Origin of the sequence: Streptococcus sp. HMSC065C01 (assembly GCF_001813525.1) — a bacterium.
Lineage (GTDB): Bacteria > Bacillota > Bacilli > Lactobacillales > Streptococcaceae > Streptococcus > Streptococcus parasanguinis_V.
Genome location: NZ_KV812857.1, coordinates 101,694 through 120,696, shown reverse-complemented (window position 1 = coordinate 120,696; position 19,003 = coordinate 101,694). Strand labels below are relative to the sequence as shown.

18 protein-coding genes are annotated in these 19,003 nt (G+C 42.8%); 14 read left to right on the top strand and 4 right to left on the bottom strand.

The window, feature by feature from the left end; all coding sequences use genetic code 11:
* Positions 1–40: 40 nt before the first annotated feature.
* The 6 genes from HMPREF2918_RS06105 (at position 41) to HMPREF2918_RS06075 (ending at position 6,058) form a co-directional block, all read left to right on the top strand.
* On the top strand, positions 41–643 hold the full coding sequence (locus tag HMPREF2918_RS06105) for a hypothetical protein (protein WP_070594885.1): 603 nt from the start codon (positions 41–43) through the stop codon (positions 641–643).
* A 21-nt stretch (positions 644–664) separates the two neighbouring features.
* A complete protein-coding gene (locus HMPREF2918_RS06100) occupies positions 665–1,300 on the top strand; it encodes a copper homeostasis protein CutC (RefSeq protein ID WP_070594884.1) in 636 nt (211 codons plus the stop codon).
* 103 nt (positions 1,301–1,403) lie between these two features.
* Positions 1,404–2,069, top strand: a complete 666-nt coding sequence (locus tag HMPREF2918_RS06095) for an MmcQ/YjbR family DNA-binding protein (protein ID WP_070594883.1) — start codon at positions 1,404–1,406, stop codon at positions 2,067–2,069.
* Position 2,070: 1 nt separating this feature from the next.
* Positions 2,071–3,825, top strand: a complete 1,755-nt coding sequence (locus HMPREF2918_RS06090; protein ID WP_070594882.1) for an ABC transporter ATP-binding protein — start codon at positions 2,071–2,073, stop codon at positions 3,823–3,825.
* A complete protein-coding gene (locus HMPREF2918_RS06085) occupies positions 3,812–5,566 on the top strand; it encodes an ABC transporter ATP-binding protein (protein ID WP_070594881.1) in 1,755 nt (584 codons plus the stop codon). The genes HMPREF2918_RS06090 and HMPREF2918_RS06085 overlap by 14 nt, the downstream gene beginning before the upstream one ends.
* 243 nt (positions 5,567–5,809) lie before the next feature.
* The gene (locus tag HMPREF2918_RS06075; RefSeq protein WP_070594879.1) at positions 5,810–6,058 is read left to right on the top strand and encodes a hypothetical protein; all 249 of its coding nucleotides are present in this window, start codon (positions 5,810–5,812) and stop codon (positions 6,056–6,058) included.
* A gap of 18 nt (positions 6,059–6,076) precedes the next feature.
* Here the strand turns inward: HMPREF2918_RS06075 and HMPREF2918_RS06070 are convergent, their stop codons facing one another.
* The 3 genes from HMPREF2918_RS06070 to HMPREF2918_RS06060 form a co-directional block, all read right to left on the bottom strand.
* Positions 6,077–7,378 (bottom strand): aminotransferase-like domain-containing protein, encoded by a 1,302-nt coding sequence (locus HMPREF2918_RS06070; protein ID WP_070594878.1) that lies wholly within the window; start codon positions 7,376–7,378, stop codon positions 6,077–6,079.
* A gap of 63 nt (positions 7,379–7,441) precedes the next feature.
* On the bottom strand, positions 7,442–8,089 hold the full coding sequence (locus HMPREF2918_RS06065; protein ID WP_049491795.1) for a PAQR family membrane homeostasis protein TrhA: 648 nt from the start codon (positions 8,087–8,089) through the stop codon (positions 7,442–7,444).
* Entirely contained in the window at positions 8,064–8,564 is a 501-nt protein-coding gene (locus HMPREF2918_RS06060) for a DUF1836 domain-containing protein (RefSeq protein WP_070594877.1), read from the bottom strand. Before HMPREF2918_RS06060 ends, HMPREF2918_RS06065 begins: the two co-directional genes overlap by 26 nt.
* Positions 8,565–8,630: 66 nt before the next feature.
* Here HMPREF2918_RS06060 and yaaA point away from each other — a divergent pair, with 66 nt between their 5' ends.
* Complete coding sequence (gene yaaA, locus HMPREF2918_RS06055) at positions 8,631–9,356, top strand: peroxide stress protein YaaA (RefSeq protein WP_070594876.1); 726 nt, start codon at positions 8,631–8,633, stop codon at positions 9,354–9,356.
* 117 nt (positions 9,357–9,473) lie between these two features.
* Here the strand turns inward: yaaA and HMPREF2918_RS06050 are convergent, their stop codons facing one another.
* Positions 9,474–9,920, bottom strand: coding sequence for a MarR family winged helix-turn-helix transcriptional regulator (locus HMPREF2918_RS06050; RefSeq protein ID WP_049514775.1), 447 nt, complete (start codon positions 9,918–9,920; stop codon positions 9,474–9,476).
* Between the two features lie 291 nt (positions 9,921–10,211).
* Here HMPREF2918_RS06050 and HMPREF2918_RS06045 point away from each other — a divergent pair, with 291 nt between their 5' ends.
* The 7 genes from HMPREF2918_RS06045 (at position 10,212) to HMPREF2918_RS06015 (ending at position 18,962) form a co-directional block, all read left to right on the top strand.
* On the top strand, positions 10,212–10,625 hold the full coding sequence (locus tag HMPREF2918_RS06045) for a cell wall elongation regulator TseB-like domain-containing protein (protein ID WP_070594875.1): 414 nt from the start codon (positions 10,212–10,214) through the stop codon (positions 10,623–10,625).
* A 16-nt stretch (positions 10,626–10,641) separates the two neighbouring features.
* Positions 10,642–11,820: a pyridoxal phosphate-dependent aminotransferase gene (locus HMPREF2918_RS06040; protein ID WP_003014756.1), complete on the top strand. Its 1,179-nt coding sequence runs from the start codon at positions 10,642–10,644 to the stop codon at positions 11,818–11,820.
* Positions 11,821–11,969: 149 nt separating this feature from the next.
* Positions 11,970–13,316, top strand: coding sequence for an asparagine--tRNA ligase (gene asnS / locus HMPREF2918_RS06035; protein ID WP_070594874.1), 1,347 nt, complete (start codon positions 11,970–11,972; stop codon positions 13,314–13,316).
* A 68-nt stretch (positions 13,317–13,384) separates the two neighbouring features.
* The gene (locus HMPREF2918_RS06030; RefSeq protein ID WP_070594873.1) at positions 13,385–14,122 is read left to right on the top strand and encodes a DUF1003 domain-containing protein; all 738 of its coding nucleotides are present in this window, start codon (positions 13,385–13,387) and stop codon (positions 14,120–14,122) included.
* A 58-nt stretch (positions 14,123–14,180) separates the two neighbouring features.
* Positions 14,181–15,380 (top strand): MFS transporter, encoded by a 1,200-nt coding sequence (locus HMPREF2918_RS06025; protein WP_070594872.1) that lies wholly within the window; start codon positions 14,181–14,183, stop codon positions 15,378–15,380.
* A gap of 115 nt (positions 15,381–15,495) precedes the next feature.
* Positions 15,496–17,223, top strand: coding sequence for an ABC transporter ATP-binding protein (locus HMPREF2918_RS06020; RefSeq protein WP_070594871.1), 1,728 nt, complete (start codon positions 15,496–15,498; stop codon positions 17,221–17,223).
* Positions 17,220–18,962: an ABC transporter ATP-binding protein gene (locus HMPREF2918_RS06015; RefSeq protein ID WP_070594870.1), complete on the top strand. Its 1,743-nt coding sequence runs from the start codon at positions 17,220–17,222 to the stop codon at positions 18,960–18,962. Before HMPREF2918_RS06020 ends, HMPREF2918_RS06015 begins: the two co-directional genes overlap by 4 nt.
* Positions 18,963–19,003 lie beyond the last annotated feature (41 nt).

The window sequence follows — 19,003 nt, the reverse complement described above, 5'->3', positions numbered from 1 at the left end:
GTACAATAGGAGTACAACTTTTCATGTATTGGAGGAGCAGATGTTTAAGTGGATGAGACGCCTGATTGGCATGGTGATCGTTTTATTTATTTTATTAGTGATCTTGTTGGTTCCTGGATCTATTCCTGAAGGGGAGCAGCTGAGAAATGTGCAGGCAGGGAGTTCTTTGATTGAGCTGGCTCAAAATGCAGTTTCAAACGCTTCTGTGAGCACTGAAGGGCTCTCAACTGAGCTAAGTCTCAATTCTGTACAATTGAGTCAGGTCGTCAAAACAAGTGCTGGATCCGCCCTTGACATTTCTGACTATCAAAAGATGGCACTAGGAATGGATGGCAATGACCTTCATGTCAAAGTTCCTGTTTCCTTAGGGCCAGTTGATAGCTATCTAGATTTAACCATGACCGGTCAAGTTGAAAACAATGTCATGCATTTGACTGTGACCGGTGCTAAATTAGGGAAAATGCCCATTCCAAAATTCTTGGTTCTCAACTATTTGAAGGATCAATCCAATCAAAATGGAGGCGGCTTCACAGTGAATGGTGATCAAATCACCCTTGAGATTCCTCAAGCAGGCTATAGTATCTCAAAAGCGAGAGTGGAAAATGGCAATGCTAAGGTAACCGTTAGTATATCCTTGTTTTAAGTCTTTGTAATTGGAGTTGTCATGCTTGTCTTTGAATTTTGTGCAGAGAATTTAACTTATATTGATAAGGCGATTGCTGCTGGGGCAGGTCGCATTGAACTGTGCGACAACCTGGCAGTAGGCGGGACCACACCGAGTATAGGTGTGATCAATGAAGCAATCAAACTGACAAGAGAGAAGTCTGTGGATCTATGTGTCATTATCCGGCCCCGTGGTGGCGATTTTGTCTACACTGATCTGGAAGTCGAAACTATGCTGACGGATATTCGTGCTGCGAAAGAAATAGGGGTTACTTCTTTTGTGCTGGGTGCGCTGACGAGAGATCGAAAGTTGGACCAGAGGGTCATGCAGCTTTTACTAGCAGCCTGTGGAGAGGCAGAGGTTGTCTTTCATATGGCCTTTGATGAGTTGGCTCATACAGATCAGCTAGAAGCGATTGAGTGGCTTTCTGATCAGGGTGTGGCCCGCATTTTATCACGAGCTGGAAGTCCAGGTGACCCACTAGAGCAGCGATTTGCACACTATCATCGTTTATTAGATGTGGCTAAGGGAAAGATTCAGATCCTGCCAGGTGGAGGTGTGACCCTTGACAATCGCCAGCTCTTTTTGGAGCAATTGGGAGTTTGTCAACTGCATGGCACGCGCATCGTGTTTTAAAAAAGAAACGATCACTGCTTGAAGTAGTTTTGAGGATCTGTTATCAAGGTTGGGGACGTTGTTTCCAACCTCTTCTAGTGCAAAAATGAATAAGGGAGAGAAAATGTTTTTAGAGCATTATTTTGACCGGTACACTTTTCAGCCAGAAAAGGGATTGGCTTATGGATTTGAAAAGAGAGAAGCAGGCTATGCGTACCAGTGTCCCGTCTTATCGGACTCTTTTCTCTTAAAGGTCCGTGTCTGCGACCAGAAGATATCTTTTCAGGTCTATGATCAGGATACAGGGGACGAGTATATCCAGATCCATCTGGAACAGCTACAAGGAAATTTCGTCGGCCAAGTCAGGGAAGCCTGCCAGGAAAGTCTTGCAAGGATTCGGCAAGCTTGTTTTGAGGTAGAAGAATTTCTTTATCCTCAAGCCAAGCGTCTCATGTCCTATATCTCCCTGCACTATCAGGGAACGATTGAGTATTTGTGGGAGAGATCTCCGGAATCGGGTGCCATTCGCCACCGAGACACCCTCAAGTGGTATGGTGTCTTTATGACCATTGATTGGAAAAAACTGGATGCTGGCAAGTCTGGGAAAATAGAAGTTTTGAATGTTAAGTCTGATCAAGTAGCCCATTTCATCCAGCAGAAAGGGATTTATCCAGCTTTTCATATGAATAAAAAATATTGGGTGAGTATCCCCTTAGATGGAACAATTGCTGATGAAGACTTGTTTGCTCTAGTGGATAGTAGTTGGCACCTCACCAAAAAGGGGAAATAAGATGAATCTGTTGAGGAAATTATCTTGGTTTTTTAATTTAGAGAAGAAGCGATACTTGATCGGGATAGGGTCCTTGATCTTGGTTAGCTTTTTAAATCTCATTCCTCCAAGAATCATGGGACTTGTAATCGACTTGATCGATAAAAGAAGGCTGACACTGGGGCAGTTAGTTGTGGATATTGCCCTTTTGGTCCTCGCAGCTCTAGCCATGTATGGCCTTCGTTTTGTATGGAGACGCTATATTTTTGGGACGGCCAATAAGTTGGCTCGGATCTTGCGTTTTCGTTTGTTTCAGCAATTTACGCTCATGTCTCCATCTTTCTATCAGCGTTATCGCACAGGGGATCTCATGGCCCATGCCACCAATGATATCAATGCGGTGACTATGTTTGCTGGTGGCGGTGTTATGTCTGCTGTAGATGCTTCTGTGACAGCCTTGGTGACCCTAGTCAGCATGTTTTTCATGATTGATTGGCGCTTAACGCTCTTAGCTATTTTGCCCCTACCGGTTATGGTGGTAGTGACGTCAGCTATTGGCCGCAAAAACCACAAAGCCTTCAAAGAGGCCCAAGAAGGCTTCTCAGAGCTGAACAACTTTGTTCAGGAATCAGTATCAGGAGTCAAGGTGACCAAATCCTTTGGCTTTCAGGCAGATGAGATTCGGGCTTTTGAAAAAACTAATCAAATGGTCTTTTCAAAGAATATGACTTCAGCCGGTTACAATGCTTTGTTTGATCCGACCACTCTTCTTTTTGTCGGTCTCTCCTATGTCTTGACGCTCTACTTCGGGGGGCTATTTGTTCAGGAAGGGAGCCTGACGGTTGGACAAATCGTAACCTTTATTACCTATCTCAATATGCTCGTCTGGCCCCTTCAAGCCATGGGCTTCTTGTTTAATATTAGTCAGCGTGCTAGCGTCTCCTATGATCGGATTGAGACACTTTTAGCAGAAATACCTGATATTCAAGATCCGAGTCAACCAGTCACAGTCATTCAAAACGGCAATCTGGAATATGACATTAAAGAATTCGCCTATGAGAAAGAGCCTGTCCTTGAGAAGATTGCCTTTCATTTTGAAAAAGGGCAAACCCTTGGAATTGTGGGTCCAACTGGATCTGGAAAGACTACCTTGTTGCGTCTCTTGCTTAGAGAGCACGACTTGGAGCAGGGAGATATCTTGCTAAATGGGATCTCCATCAAACATTATCGTTTAGAAGATCTTCGAAGCTTGATCGGCTACGTCCCTCAAGATCAGATCCTCTTTGCCATGACCATTCGCGAGAATGTCGCTTTTTCAGATCCACAGATCGAGGAAGAAGAGGTGATGAAGGCTCTGAGAACTTGTGGAGTCTATGAGGATATTCTGGCCATGCCAGACCAGATGGAGACAGTGCTGGGAGAGAGAGGAGTCTCTCTTTCTGGCGGGCAAAAGCAACGGATTGCCATGAGTCGTGCTTTGGTCATGAATCCTGAGATCTTGATCTTGGATGACTCCTTATCTGCAGTAGATGCTAAGACAGAACACCAAATCATTGAAAATATGAAGCAGGAACGCAAGGGGAAAACAACCATCATCACAGCCCATCGCCTATCAGCGATCGTTCATGCGGATTTGATTCTGGTAATGGAGAATGGACAGATCAAGGAGCGAGGAAATCACGAGGAATTAATGGCTCAAAAAGGTTGGTACTATGAAACCTACCAAGCCCAACAATTATCAGAAGAAATGGAGGGAAAGCTGAATGAAAACATCTGAAGCTCGTGTGATGAAGCGGCTCTTGACTTACATGTGGCGTTATAAGTGGTTAACAGCCCTAGCCTTAGCCTTTACCTTCCTGACTAGTCTGTTATTGACGGCGATCCCTCTTGCAGCTCGCTGGTACATTGACCACCTAGTGGATCCAACAGAAGCAGGCTCCCCAGTACTGACAACTTTTCAGTTTTTGATTCTCTACTATGGGTTATTCATTGGTCGCGTGCTGGCGACTTACCTGAGCCAGTTAACCTTTGCGCGCGTATCCAATTCTATCGTAAGAGACATTCGTCTAGATATTTTCAAAAATCTTCAAAGGCTGGGCATGTCCTTTTATGACCAGACAGCAGCAGGTTCGATTGTTTCGCGTGTGACCAATGATACCCAGGCAGTCGCAGATATGTTTTCTACGGTCTTTTCAAGCCTGGTTTCATCCTTTTTACTTTTTCTAGTCACCCTGGTAACCATGTTTAGCTTGGACTGGCATTTGACTATTTGGATCCTGCCTTTTCTTCCCATCATTTGGTTTTCCATCCGTCTCTATCGCAAGTTATCCAATCGCTTGGTCAAGATGACCCGACAAAAATTATCAGATATCAATGTGAAATTATCGGAATCCATTGAAGGAATGCGGATCGTGCAGGCCTTTCGTCAAGAAAAGCGCTTGACGGATGAATTCGAACAGATTAATGGGGAACATTTGGACTATGCCAACCGATCTGTAGATGTCAATTCCCTCTTTTTGAGGCCAGCTATGACCCTGTTACAGGTCCTGGCTTATGCGGTTATTCTAACCTTTTTCGGCCTAAATTGGCGTAACTCTGGCTTTACAGCCGGTCTTATCTATGCCTTTATCCAGTATGTTAGCCAGCTTTTCCAACCCTTGATTGATGTTACGCAGAACTTTGCTACCTTGCAGACCTCAACCATTTCTGCAGGTCGTGTCTTTGAAATGATGGATCGAGACGACTATGAGCCCAAGCAAGCTGGTAGCCTGAAAGAAATTGAGCGGGGGGATATTCGTTTTGAGGATGTATCTTTTTCTTATGATGGCAAACGGGATGTCCTAAAAGAGATCTCCTTTGAGGTCAAAAACGGACAAACCATCGCTTTTGTTGGTCATACTGGTTCTGGTAAATCCTCTATTATTAATCTCTTCATGCGCTTTTATGAATTTGATCGTGGCCGGATCTTGATTGATGGACAGGATATCAAGGACTACAGCCAGAAAGCCTTGCGCAAGTCCATTGGTCTAGTGTTGCAAGAGCCTTTCCTCTATCATGGAACCATTGCTTCTAATATCCGGATGTACCATGAAGAACTGACTGATGAGGAAATCCGACAAGCAGCCGCATTTGTGGATGTAGCAGACTTTATTGAGAGTCTACCTGGTGGCTATGATCATCCGGTAACAGAGCGGGGGTCTACCTTATCGACCGGTCAGCGTCAGCTTCTGGCTTTTGCTCGAACGATTGCTGCCCAGCCTAAGATCCTCATTTTGGATGAGGCAACTGCCAATATCGACCAAGAGACGGAAGAGATGATCCAAAATTCTCTGAAGAAGATGCGCCAAGGGCGGACAACCATTGCCATTGCCCATCGTCTTTCTACCATCCAAGATGCCGATTGCATCTATGTTCTCGATAAAGGAAAAATCATCGAATCGGGCAATCACGATCAACTCATTGCTCTAGGAGGAACGTATAAGAAAATGTATGATCTCCAGGCTGGTATGATGAAATAAGGACAAACAAAGAGAGTGGGACAGAAATTGGTCATTCGTTAGAATTCGATTTCGTCGTCACACCTCCGCACAGTTGAGTAGGGCTGTAAAAGCTGATGAAACCAGTGTAGTAGAGCTCGCTCAACCACTGCGTCTTGCTCGACAATCCAAAAACAAGAGGCTAGGACTTTTGTCCCAGCCTCTTGTTTTTCTTCTTTGAAAGCTGTAAAATAAAGAAAAGAATAGAAAAAGGGAGCATACACCATGTCAAACGATCTGATCATGATGGGAGTTGTCATTGTCTTATTTGGACTTTATTTCACTCTTCAAGTTGAGCTCAATAAAGTCAGAAATCAATTCACTCACTATCTTCTTAAACCAGGTAGTATTTCTAAGGAACAAAAAGAGAAGTACCTCAAAGAACCAGAGATGGAAGCGATTCGCCTGATTCGTCTCGATTATCGGATCGGCCTTCAAAATGCCAAACGTGTTTATGAGCAATTGAAGAAATAAGAAAAACCCTCGTATAGTCTATACGAGGGTTTCTCTTTCAAAAAAAGGCGTAAGCTTTGGTAAAACATTGGCCACATCTGCTGATTTGATCTTGGCGAGTTGATAAGGACAAGCAGTGATGTAGGCTACTTCAAAGAAATCAAGCGGGAGTCCACTGTGTTTTAAGGCAGCAAGAGATTGAACTTGGCTGAGTTCTAAAAGGATCCCATCGTGGGTCAGGGTCAGATGAGGTAGAGGAGACTGGGCCATCAAGGTCTTTAGACTAGCTTCTTCCTCTTTTTTTCTGGCTAGGAGTCGCTTTTTATTGGTCAGATACATACCGTTATCAATGTAGAGACTCAAGGCCTTTTGCATGATCAGATTGCTATCATAGTCCAGAATCGTCTTATAGGTCAAGACCGGCTTAAGAAGGGCTTGGGGAAGGATCATGGAAGTGATGCGAAGAGCAGAAAAGAGATTGGTCGAAAAAGATTTGATATAGATGACCCGGTCCTTTTGATCCAAATAATGAAAAGATGGAGCATTGCTGCCATCAAGATCTCCCAGATAGTCGTCCTCAACAAGGTAGACATCATATTGATCAGCTAGTTGCAAGATGGCTTCTTTCTGCTTGGTCGAATAGCTATGGCCAAGCGGATAGTGAAAACGAGGGATCGTGTAGAAGAAATTGATATGGCCACTTTTGAAAATCTCTTCAAGCTCCTCGAGATCAATTCCCGTTAAATTACGTTGAATGGTACGGTAGGCAAGTTGCTGCGAATCTAAGAGTTGATTCATCCGATGATAAGTCGGCTGCTCAATCAAGATCTGAGATTTTTTATTGGGAAAGTCAATTTGGCTGAGGATATTGAGTGCCTGTTGTGTACCAGAAGTTAAAACGATCTGATCCGCAGTCGTATAAATGCTTTCTTCCTTCAATAAGCCTTGAATCGATTGGCGTACTTCTGGTAACCCTGCTTGGTCTGAAAAATTATTAAAAAGATAATTCTCACGACCAATCAAGGTTTCATTGATACAGGTTCGGAAATCTTCAAAAGCCTGGTTGCGGTCTTTCTCTAATTTTAGTGGAAGATCCTCATGTTGGTCAGGTTCCTGCTCCAAAACATAGTAGCCACTTTGAGGTTTTGCGTAGAGAAAGTGCTGGTAGGTTAAATCCAGCAGGGCCCGTTGCACCGTATCCTTACTACAAGAAAATTGACTAGCTAGCTGGCGAACGGAGGGAATTTTCTGACCGGTCACCAGTTCTCCGTCTTGAATGGCTTTTTTTAGAACATGAATAATTTCTTGGTATTTGCTCGTCTTCATTTTGACTGTCCCCATACAGTTTTTTTCTATTGTACAGAAATAATCACAAAAATACCACTCTGAAGAGTGGTGAGCATATTACATAAAGTAAACGATGGCTAAATACTGAAGGGCAGAAGCGGCAAGGATAAAGAGGTGCCAAATCATATGGAAATAGGGTTTTTTCTTGGCATAAAAGCCAGCTCCCACCGTGTAGCACAGACCGCCCATGAGCATGAGTCCCCAGAAGATCGGGGTAGTTTGACTAACAATTTGGGGAATAATAAAGATAACCAACCAGCCCATGATCAAGTAAAGAGCTAGGCTGAATTTTTCATTGACTTTTTTGGCAAAGATTTTGTAGAGAATGCCAAAGATAGTGGTTCCCCATTGGATTAAGATAATGCTGTAGCCCATCCAGTTGTTCATCAAGGTGAGGACAACTGGCGTGTAACTGCCTGCGATCGCAATGTAGATCATGGAATGGTCGATAATGCGAAGCACATACTTTTGAGGAGAATCATAAGACATGGCATGGTAGATAGTCGAAGACAGAAACATCAAAAAGAGGCTAATGACAAAAATAGAAGTCCCAAAAGCACTAAGAAGACCGTGTTGCTCAAAACTGTAGACTGCTGAGATCGGAAGCAGGATGAGCATAAGGAGGGCTCCAACAGCGTGGGTTACACTATTGGCGATCTCTTCTCCAAAAGATAATTTTTTACTTAGTTTCATGGTGTAATTCATCAGTTTCTTCCTCCGTATTTGATGGTTGAATATAAGATAGGGTTTCAAGATAAAGTTGAACCGTCTGACAGGCAGAGCGAATAATGGGAGCGATCGGCTCTTTTTGCTCATTGAGATAAGCGACAAAGCTATTATAGAGAAGATCTGAACTCGCCTGGTCCTGCAAGAAATTTAAGGTAGAAGCGATTTCCTGAATAGAAAAGACCGTTTTTAAGGTTGTAATAGCGATCAAGCGAGCTACCTGTCTACGCTGGTATTTCTTCTTTTCTGGTTTTTCGACATAACCATGTTTTACGTAATTGTTGATCATGGCAGCTGTCAAGCCCTTGTCTGAAGAAGAGAGGACAGGTGCACAGGTTTTATTAACATAAAGAAGGACCTGATCGAGATAGAGGTCTAGCTCAGGCAGTTGCTCCCACGTTGGATAGGAAAAAGTGGACACTAAATCTTCACCTTTCTTTAATCTAGTTTTCATAACTAGATAATAACATTAATAAAAACTCCTGTCAAGAAAATTTGAAAATTATGGTACAATAGAACTATGAAACTATTAATTCCATCCGCTAAAGAACTGAACGAACAGGCTCGTATCGTCGAGCCCCAACCCTTGTCAGAGAACACAAAAACCATCCTCCAAGCTTTGAAACAATTCTCCCTAGAAGAATTAGCGACCTTTTACGGGATCTCAGAAGAAAGAGCCCTAGTAGAAAAGGAAAGAATTGAGGCTCTGTTAGCTGGGAGTGCTAAAACCTATCCTGCTTTGGAACTGTTTGATGGCCTTATGTACCGTAGTATCGAGCGTCAAGACTTATCTGAAAAAGAGCAGGCTTATCTTCAGGAACATTTGTTGATCACGACTGCTTTATACGGTGTGCTACCTGCCTATGAAGGGATTGCGCCCCATCGCTTGGATTTTATGATGAAGCTAAAACCAGCTGGAAAATCTCTAAAGGCATTCTGGAAAGAGGACTATGATCAGGCAGTAGAAGGTGAGGAGCAGATCTTATCCCTTTTGTCTTCTGAGTTTGAACAGGTCTTTTCAAAAGCCATTCGTGAGCGAATGATTCGGATCAAATTTATGGAGAATCGTGGTGGGACACTAAAGATTCACTCAACGATTTCAAAGAAAGCACGTGGGGCTATGGTGACAGCCATGATGAAGGAAGAAATCACCCATCTAGAAGATCTGAAATCACTAGAAGTAGCAGGCTTCTCTTATCGTGAGGATTTATCACAAGAGAAAGAATGGATCTTTGTGAAAGAATAAATAAAACTATTCCTGAGAAGCATCAGGAATAGTTTTTGATCTGTTAGATAAAGAGAATGCACGATGAAAACTCCAAAATAGAGGATTTTGGAGTCAGAATCGTCTTGAGCAGTAGGATTAGGCGATGTGTTTGAATTTCTTCAAGAGTTCTGTCAACTCAGCTTGCTCGCCACTATTAAAGACTTGCATCAAGCGTTGAATATTTTTAATATGATCTGGAAGAGCTTCTTCGATCTTTTTACGACCGGCATCGGTAATAGATACAACATATGCACGGCGGTCTTCTGGATCGGTTTCGCGTGTAATCCAACCATCGCGGACCATATTACGAATAACCACAGTCATATTTCCAGAGGTCGCAAGAATGCTATCAATCAGATCTTGAATGCGGAGATCGCCCTTGCTGTACAAGGTCTCAAGAACAGAGAATTGAGTTGGTGTCAACTGGTGCTTTTTAAAGATATGAGCCTCAGACGCACGGATCAATCGTTCTGCCTTGTGGAAGACGATCATGGTTTTTAAATCTACGTTTGCTTCTTTGAATAATCTCTTTAAATTTTCCATATCTATATTTTATCAATAAATAGTGTTTCTGTCGTTTAATTTTATTTTCAAATTAGTTACAAAATTGTGACAAATTTATTGAACTATGAACATAAAATATACAAGGTGTTAATTTTAGTTTGTTTATCAAACAATTTTATACTAAAACATTGTAACAGGTATGAAATATTAGTAACAATTCTTTCTTGAAAATCTATAGAATTCTAGGTAGGTTTGGTGTATAATGGGGGAGTGAAACAGAAAAATAATCTTTTTATCATATGGCAACATATAATAGGAGTCTGTATCTTAGTGCTGACGGTGCTTTTTTCTTGGTTATTTCTTGCTGAAAAAACTTCTGATCGCATGCAGGATCAAATTGCACAAGCAAGAAACATAGCGCTGTCGCACTCTTCGATTGCTACCATTGAGACGGAGAGTTTCTTTCATGGCAAAGAAGCCTATCTTTCCTTTATTGGCAAGGACCAAGAGGGGAAAGAACTAGCGGTCTTAGTAGGGCAGGTGGATGATGCAGTCTATACTTACCCTTTGAAAGAAGGAGTTAGTTCTAAAGAGGCAGCTTTTGTCGTCAAAGAGAAGAGTCAGGACGCGATTGATGGGGTAACTTTTGGACGCTTTAAAGGCAAACCGATCTGGGAAGTCAAGGCTGGGAGCTCTTATTATGTGGTGGATTTCAAGACTGGGAAAGTCACCGGTGTTTTTTAAGATTTGAGGAGGAAATATGAAATTATCAAATCGTGTATTGGAAATGGAAGAAAGCGTGACTTTGGCTGCAAATGCGCGTGCCAAAGCTTTGGCAGCTGAAGGTCGTGATATCTTGAGTTTGACGCTTGGTCAACCTGACTTTGCGACTCCAAAAAATATTCAAGAAGCAGCAGTCGCATCGATCGAGGATGGTCGCGCTAGCTTTTATACGGTAGCATCTGGACTTCCAGAATTGAAGGATGCCATTAGCGACTACATGAAAGAGTTTTATGGCTATGCTGTGAACCGGAATGAAGTAGTGGTCGGTACTGGTGCTAAGTTTATCCTCTATGCCTTCTTTACTTCTGTCATCAATCCAGGTGATGAAGTCATCATTCCAACCCCTTGCTGGGTTTCTTATGTAGACCAGGTGAAGATGGTAGAAGGCACACCTGTTACTTTCCAAACAACAGAAGAAAATCACTTCAAGGCAACGGTAGAGCAATTGGAAGCAGCACGGACAGACAAGACCAAGGTTGTCTTGCTGAATTCGCCATCCAATCCAACAGGAATGATCTACAGTAAAGAAGAACTCGAAGCAATCGGAAACTGGGCTGTCGAGCATGATATCTTGATTTTGGCAGACGATATCTATGGGCGATTAGTCTACAATGGCAATACCTTTACGCCCATTTCTAGCTTATCAGAAGCGATTCGCAAGCAAACCATCGTGATTAACGGAGTTTCTAAAACCTATGCTATGACTGGTTGGCGGGTTGGTTTTGCTGTAGGAGATCCTGAGATTATCGGAGCTATGGCCAAGGTGATCAGCCAAACAACTTCCAACTTAACGACCGTTTCCCAATATGCCGCAATCGAAGCCCTCACAGGAGATCAATCTTCTATTGAGATCATGCGTCAAGCTTTTGAAGAGCGCTTGAATACTATTTATCCTTTGTTGAATGAAGTACCTGGTTTTGAAGCCATCAAACCTCAAGGAGCCTTCTATCTCTTCCCAAATGTCAAGAAGGCCATGGAGATGAAGGGGTATACAGATGTGACGGAATTTACCACAGCAATTTTAGAAGAAGCAGAGGTTGCTTTAGTAACGGGAGCTGGCTTTGGTGCTCCTGAAAATGTTCGCTTGTCTTATGCGACAGATTTGGATACCCTGAAAGAAGCTGTTCGCCGCCTCAAGGCCTTTATGGAAAAATAAAAATACAAGATCCTTAGTAATGAGCTGAGGATCTTTTTCTTTAAAAAAAAATCTGGTTTTCACAGGTAGAGCCTAGCACTGAAAGCCTTTTTATGATACAATTAAGAAGATAATGTCTTCGGACAAGTTTAACGAGAAAAGGAAGATGAATGATGACAAAACGGATTACTATCATCGAAGTAAAAGACTATGTTGGTCAAGAAGTGACAATCGGTGCTTGGGTGGCCAACAAATCAGGTAAAGGAAAAATTGCTTTCTTGCAATTGCGTGACGGGACTGCCTTTTTCCAAGGTGTGGCTTTTAAACCAAACTTTATCGAAAAATTCGGCGAAGAAGTGGGGCTTGAAAAATTTGATACCATCAAACGCTTGAGCCAAGAAACATCAGTGTTTGTAACTGGTATTGTCAAAGAAGACGAGCGTTCTAAATTTGGTTACGAATTGGATATTACAGACATCGAAGTGATCGGTGAATCTCAAGATTACCCAATCACTCCTAAAGAACACGGGACAGACTTCTTGATGGACAACCGCCACTTGTGGTTGCGTTCACGTAAGCAAGTAGCCGTGATGCAAATTCGTAATGCTATCATCTATGCAACTTATGAATTCTTTGATAAGAATGGCTTCATAAAGTTTGACAGCCCAATTCTTTCAGGAAATGCGGCGGAAGATTCAACTGAACTTTTTGAAACAGATTACTTTGGAACACCAGCTTACTTAAGCCAATCCGGTCAGCTTTATCTGGAAGCAGGTGCTATGGCCCTTGGTCGCGTATTTGACTTTGGTCCGGTATTCCGTGCTGAAAAATCAAAAACTCGTCGTCACTTGACTGAATTCTGGATGATGGATGCGGAGTACTCTTACTTGACACACGATGAGTCACTTGATTTGCAAGAAGCTTATGTAAAAGCCCTTCTTCAAGGTGTTTTGGATCGTGCTCCTCAAGCCTTGGAAACATTGGAGCGTGATACTGAGCTCTTGAAACGCTATATTGCGGAACCATTCAAACGGATCACTTATGATGAAGCCATTGATCTCTTGCAAGAGCATGAAAATGATGAAGATGCGGATTATGAGCATTTGGAACATGGAGATGACTTCGGTTCACCACATGAAACATGGATTTCAAATCACTTTGGTCTACCAACCTTTGTGATCAACTACCCATCAGATATCAAGGCCTTCTACATGAAGCCAGTTCCTGGGAACCCAGATCGCGTGCTTTGTGCAGACTTGCTCGCACCAGAAGGCTACGGAGAAATCATCGGTGGATCTATGCGTGAGGAAGACTACGACGCCCTTGTTGCGAAGATGGAATCTCTTGGCATGGATCGTACAGAGTATGAATTCTACCTTGACCTTCGTAAATACGGTACAGTTCCACACGGTGGATTTGGTATTGGGATTGAACGGATGGTCACTTTCGCGGCTGGTACAAAACACATTCGTGAAGCCATTCCGTTCCCACGTATGTTGCATCGTATCAAACCTTAATAGACGTAAAAACGCCATTAGGCGTTTTTCACTTTTATCTGCTTCAAAAAACTATGAAAGGAATTTCAATGCTGAAAATAGACATCATTGATGGGAAAGAATACGAGGATGGTCAGGGGTCTTTGATCGCAGATCTAGACCATTCCATTCAACAGATGCTCAAGACTTCCTATCCTGAAAGTCAAATGGATGATTTTATCACGTATAAAAATTTGAGCCAATATTGTATGGATTATCTTGGACAGATTATTGAGCGTGCCAATGATAAAAACGAAGCCATTAAACAGCAGGTGACAGGTGTCATGCCTGAAAGCGAGCGTCCCTTTAACGTTGAAGACCGCTTGACAGCCAGCTATACCTTCGGTCAGCGGGTGGCGGATTCGGTTGCGCGCTTCGGTGGTTCTTGGACCTTTATTATTAGCTTCATCATGATGATGGCTATCTGGATGTTGATCAATGTCTTGCATCCCTTTGGCTGGAATTTTGACCCTTATCCTTTCATCTTGCTGAATCTAGCACTTTCTACGATTGCGGCGATTCAAGCTCCTTTGATCATGATGAGCCAAAACAGGGCAGCAGATTATGATCGCCTGCAAGCGCGAAATGACTTTAACGTCAATATGGAGTCTGAACGGGAAATTCGCTTGTTGCATACGAAGATTGATCATATGGTGCAGCAAGACCAGACGGATTTACTGGAAATTCAAAAGTTGCAAACCGAATTGTTGGTGTCCTTGTCTAATCAAGTGACCCAATTGCGTCAAGAACTGAATCAAGCAAGAATGAAGGAGGTGGAGAAAATGTAGGCAAATCTAAGTAAGTCTTTTAGAAACACTTATATAATCTATTGAAAGAGGAAAAACAATGTTTAAAAGAACTTACAAACGCAATATTTCACTCCTAGCAGGTTTGGAATTTACATCTTATTTTGGAATCACCAGTTTTTGGATTCTCTTTTTTATTCAAAATGGTCTTTCTTTGCTTCAGATTGGTTTATTAGAGAGTATCTTTCATGGGACGAGTCTCTTGTGTGAGATCCCATCTGGTATGTTAGCCGATCGCTTTAGCTACAAGACCAATCTCTATTTGGCTCGCTTGTCCAGTATTGGATCTTCTATCTTGATTTTATTTGGTCAGGGGAACTTTTGGATCTATGCGATTGCTATGATGGTCAATGCTTGGTCTTATAATTTTGACTCGGGGACTAGTACAGCTTTCTTATTTGATTCAGCGGTAGAAGCAGGTCAAAAAGACCGTTATCTTCAGATTTCTAGCTTCTTGTCTGGTGTGGCTGAAGTCACCCGAACGTTAGGTACAGTCGTGGCAGGCTTCTTTATTCACGGAGCATTGGCTTGGACCTATTATATTGCTATTGGGCTTTCCTTGCTTTCTATTCTTTTGATCTTTCTGATGAAGGAGCCAGAGAGCAAGAGTGATGAAAGAAATCATTTGACCTTAAAGCGGATATTGGAGGTAGTGAAACAAGAATGGCAGGACAAACCAGTCTTGTTTTACTGGATGCTCACCTATCAGTTGGTAGGGACCATCATGTGTATGTTTTATTTTTACTACCAACAGAAAATCAGTGACTTAGCCAGTTGGCAAGTTTCGCTCATCATGTTAATTGGTAGTGGATTCAATCTCCTAGCGGTTTATTTGGCCAGTCAAATCGGGAAAAAATGGAATAGTAATCAAGTCTTTCCGATTCTGGTTGCACTGACAGGTTTGGTCTTGCTTTTGGTAGGTGTAAAGACTCCATTCGCCTATCTGTGTGTCTATCTCTTGACCAATGCCCTTTATGCCGTTTATCAACCCATCTACTACAATGATTTACAGGCTTATCTGCCTTCCAGTGTACGAGCAACCATGCTGAGTATCAATTCGATGATGTTTAGTCTATCTATGATTGTCATCTTCCCTTTGACTGGTTGGTTCATTGATAGCTGTGGCTTTGTAGCAGTCTTTATCGTATTAGGCCTTATAACGCTATTCTCTTTCCCTCTCTTGATGTTTGGATTGGGGAAAATGGGCAAGACCTTAAGCAAGGTAACAAAGAAGGAATAAGATTTCAACCTTCATCTGGTCAGTATTCAACTCTCTCTGCTCTGCAGGGAGAGTTTTTTCATCTTAAGAATTTGTGGTAAAATATGTATATCCATTAAAAAAAGAATCGAGTCGTATGAAATCATTATTGAAGTATTTTAAGGGCTATCTATGGGAAACTCTTCTAGGGCCCGTGTTTAAACTCTTAGAAGCTATTTTTGAATTGTGTGTCCCCTTAATCATCGCCCACTTGGTCGATCAGGTCATTCCGAAAAAGGAAACGAGCGCAGTCGTGATGACGGTCGGTGTTTTGTTTTTATTTGCGAGCTTTGGGGTTGTCGTAGCTATTACGGCCCAGTATTTTTCTTCTAAAGCAGCTGTCGGCTTTACCCGTGAGATGACCAAGGATTTGTATGAGAAGATCTTATCGCTTCCAAAGGACAAGCGCGATAAAATCGGGACTTCTAGTTTGGTAACCCGTCTCACTTCTGATACCTATCAAATTCAGGTTGGGATCAACCAATTCTTGCGCCTCTTTTTGAGAGCACCGATTATTGTCTTTGGTTCTATCATCATGGCCTTTACTATCAGTCCTAAACTCACTCTTTGGTTCTTGGGGATGGTGGCGATTTTAACCTTGATTATTGTGATCATGTCTCGGATTGTCAATCCTCTTTTTGCTAAGATTCGGAAAATCATAGACCGGATGGTGACGGTGACGCGTCAGCAATTTCAAGGGATGCGGGTGATTCGGGCCTTTGGACAACAGTCTAGTGAATTAGAGGACTTTAGAGAGGTCAATCAGGACTACAAGATCTGGCAAATTCGCGCTGGTATCTGGTCTAGTTTGGTCAGTCCCTTGACCTTCCTTGTGGTCAATACGACCTTGGTTTGTGTCATTTGGCAAGGACAATTGAATATCTCTGCTGGTCTTTTAACCCAAGGGATGTTGGTCGCTTTGGTCAATTATTTATTACAAATTTTAACAGAATTGATCAAACTGGCGATGCTGGTCACGTCTTTAAATGTCAGCTATATTTCTGCCAAGCGTGTCCAAGAGATTTTTGATTTGAAGGAAGAAGACCTCCTAGAAGCTTTGCCAGAAGAAACTGCAAGAGAGCAAGAAGCGATTAGCGCAGAGGAAGTTTCTTTCACCTATCCAACGGCTTCAAGTCCAGCTCTAGAAGATATTTCCTTTGATCTGGATCATGGACAGATGTTGGGAATTATCGGTGGTACAGGATCTGGGAAATCCACCCTGGTTCAGTTATTGAGTCACTTGTATGCCGTTAGTCAGGGAAAATTAGCCCTCTTTCATCAAGGTCACTCTCCTAAAACTCTTAAGGAGTGGCGGGAGTGGGTAGCTGTTGTCCCACAGAAGGCAGAGCTCTTTAGAGGAACCATCCGCTCGAATCTCTTACTTGGAATGGAAGAAAATCTATCGGATGAAGATTTGTGGTGGGCACTAGAAACGGCTCAGGCGGCTGATTTTGTCCGTGAAAAAGAAGGACAACTCGATGAGCCAGTGGAAGCCTTTGGTCGAAATTTCTCAGGTGGCCAACGTCAACGGTTGACCATTGCGCGTGCCCTTTTGAAGAAGGCTCCTTTCTTGATTTTGGATGATTCAACTTCTGCCTTGGATTATTTGACGGAAGCTCGTCTCTTAAAATCGATTAAAGAAGAATTGAGTGATACGAGTTTGATCTTAGTATCACAACGAACCAATAGTCTCAAGTCTGCTGATCAGATTTTGGTCTTGAACAAGGGACATCAAGTAGGACTGGGAAATCATGATTTCCTCTTGTCTACCAATGAGATTTATCAAGAAATTCATTATTCACAACACGGGAGGGAGGAAGCATGAGTCAAAAACGTTCTAGTTATTTAAAACGTCTGTTTAGAGATTTTGCTCACCATCCCGGGCTCCTGATTCTAGCCAGTATCGGAACTATCGTTCAAGTGGCCTTAACGGTTTGGTTACCGATCCTGATCGGACATGCAGTTGATTTAGTCATCAATCCTCAAGGGATGACAGTCTTATGGCCTGTTTTGATCCAAATGGTTCTGGTCATTGTGGCCAATACCCTGATCCAATGGATCAATCCTCTTGCCTACAATCAATTGGTCTATCGGTTTAGCCAAAGCCTGAGAGCAGAAGTGATGGAAAAAGTGCATCGATTGCCCTTGTCTTATCTAGATAAACAAGGGAGCGGGGACTTTGTCAGTCGCCTCACGACCGATGTAGAGCAACTTAATAGCGGTCTTCTCATGGTTTTTAACCAGTTCTTTGTAGGCCTCTTAACCATTCTTGTCACCATCGTGACCATGGCAGAATTGGATTTCTTTATGATGGTGGCGGTTCTGGTCTTGACCCCTTTATCCCTGGTGATTGCTCGTTTTATTGCTAAGCGTTCTTATACGCTTTTCCAAAAGCAGACCAAGGCGCGTGGTCTTCAAACCCAGTTGATCGAAGAGTCTTTGACCCAGGAAAGTTTGATCCAGTCCTTTAATGCTCAGGATCAATTCCGTAAGGCTTTTAAAGGGACGAATGAAAGCTATGCCAACTATTCCCAATCCGCTGTCTTTTATTCCTCAACTGTCAACCCTGCCACTCGCTTTGTGAATGCCTTGATTTATGCAGTAGTGGCTGGATTTGGTGCTGTACGCATTATTTCGGGATCTCACTTTACTGTTGGTCAATTGGTGACCTTCCTCAATTATGTCAACCAATACACCAAGCCCTTTAATGACATCTCCTCCGTCTTGTCAGAACTCCAAAGCGCCCTTGCCTGCGCAGAGCGTTTGTACAGCGTTTTGGATCAAGCTGAGATTGAAGAGACGGGCCATCAAGTTCTGGAAAGTCAGGATGTCAAAGGTGCGATTGGTTTTGAGCACGTCTCATTTGGCTATGATTTGGGACGAACCTTGATCAAAGATTTAACCATTCAGGTTCCAGCTGCCAGTAAAGTGGCCATTGTAGGCCCTACAGGAGCAGGAAAATCGACCTTGATTAATCTGCTCATGCGTTTCTACCCTGTTAACTCAGGAGAGATCACGATTGATGGGGTACCAATTACGGACTACACCCGTGCTTCTTACCGCCAACAGTTTGGTATGGTTCTGCAAGAAACCTGGCTCAAGGTTGGGACCATTCATGAAAATATCGCCTTTTCTCGTCCAGATGCAACTAGAGAAGAAGTCATAGAAGCAGCCAAAGCAGCCAATGCAGATTTCTTCATTCGGCAGTTGCCAAAAGGGTACGATACGTATCTTTCAGATGCTGGAGAGTCTTTGTCCCAAGGTCAACGCCAACTCTTAACGATTGCGCGGGTTTTCCTTTCAGTTCCTAAGATTTTGATCTTAGATGAGGCGACATCGTCCATCGATACTCGGACTGAGGTCTTGATTCAAGACGCCTTTAATCAGCTCATGAAGGGACGGACCAGCTTTATCATTGCTCACCGCTTGTCTACCATTCAAAATGCCGATATGATCCTTGTCATGGTGGATGGCGATATTGTTGAGCATGGTACTCATGAAGAGCTAATGCAAGCACAAGGTGTTTACTACAAGATGCAGACAGCTCAGCAACAGATTAGTTAAAATGAAAAGCATTTTCAATTTTGAAAATGCTTTTTTAGTCT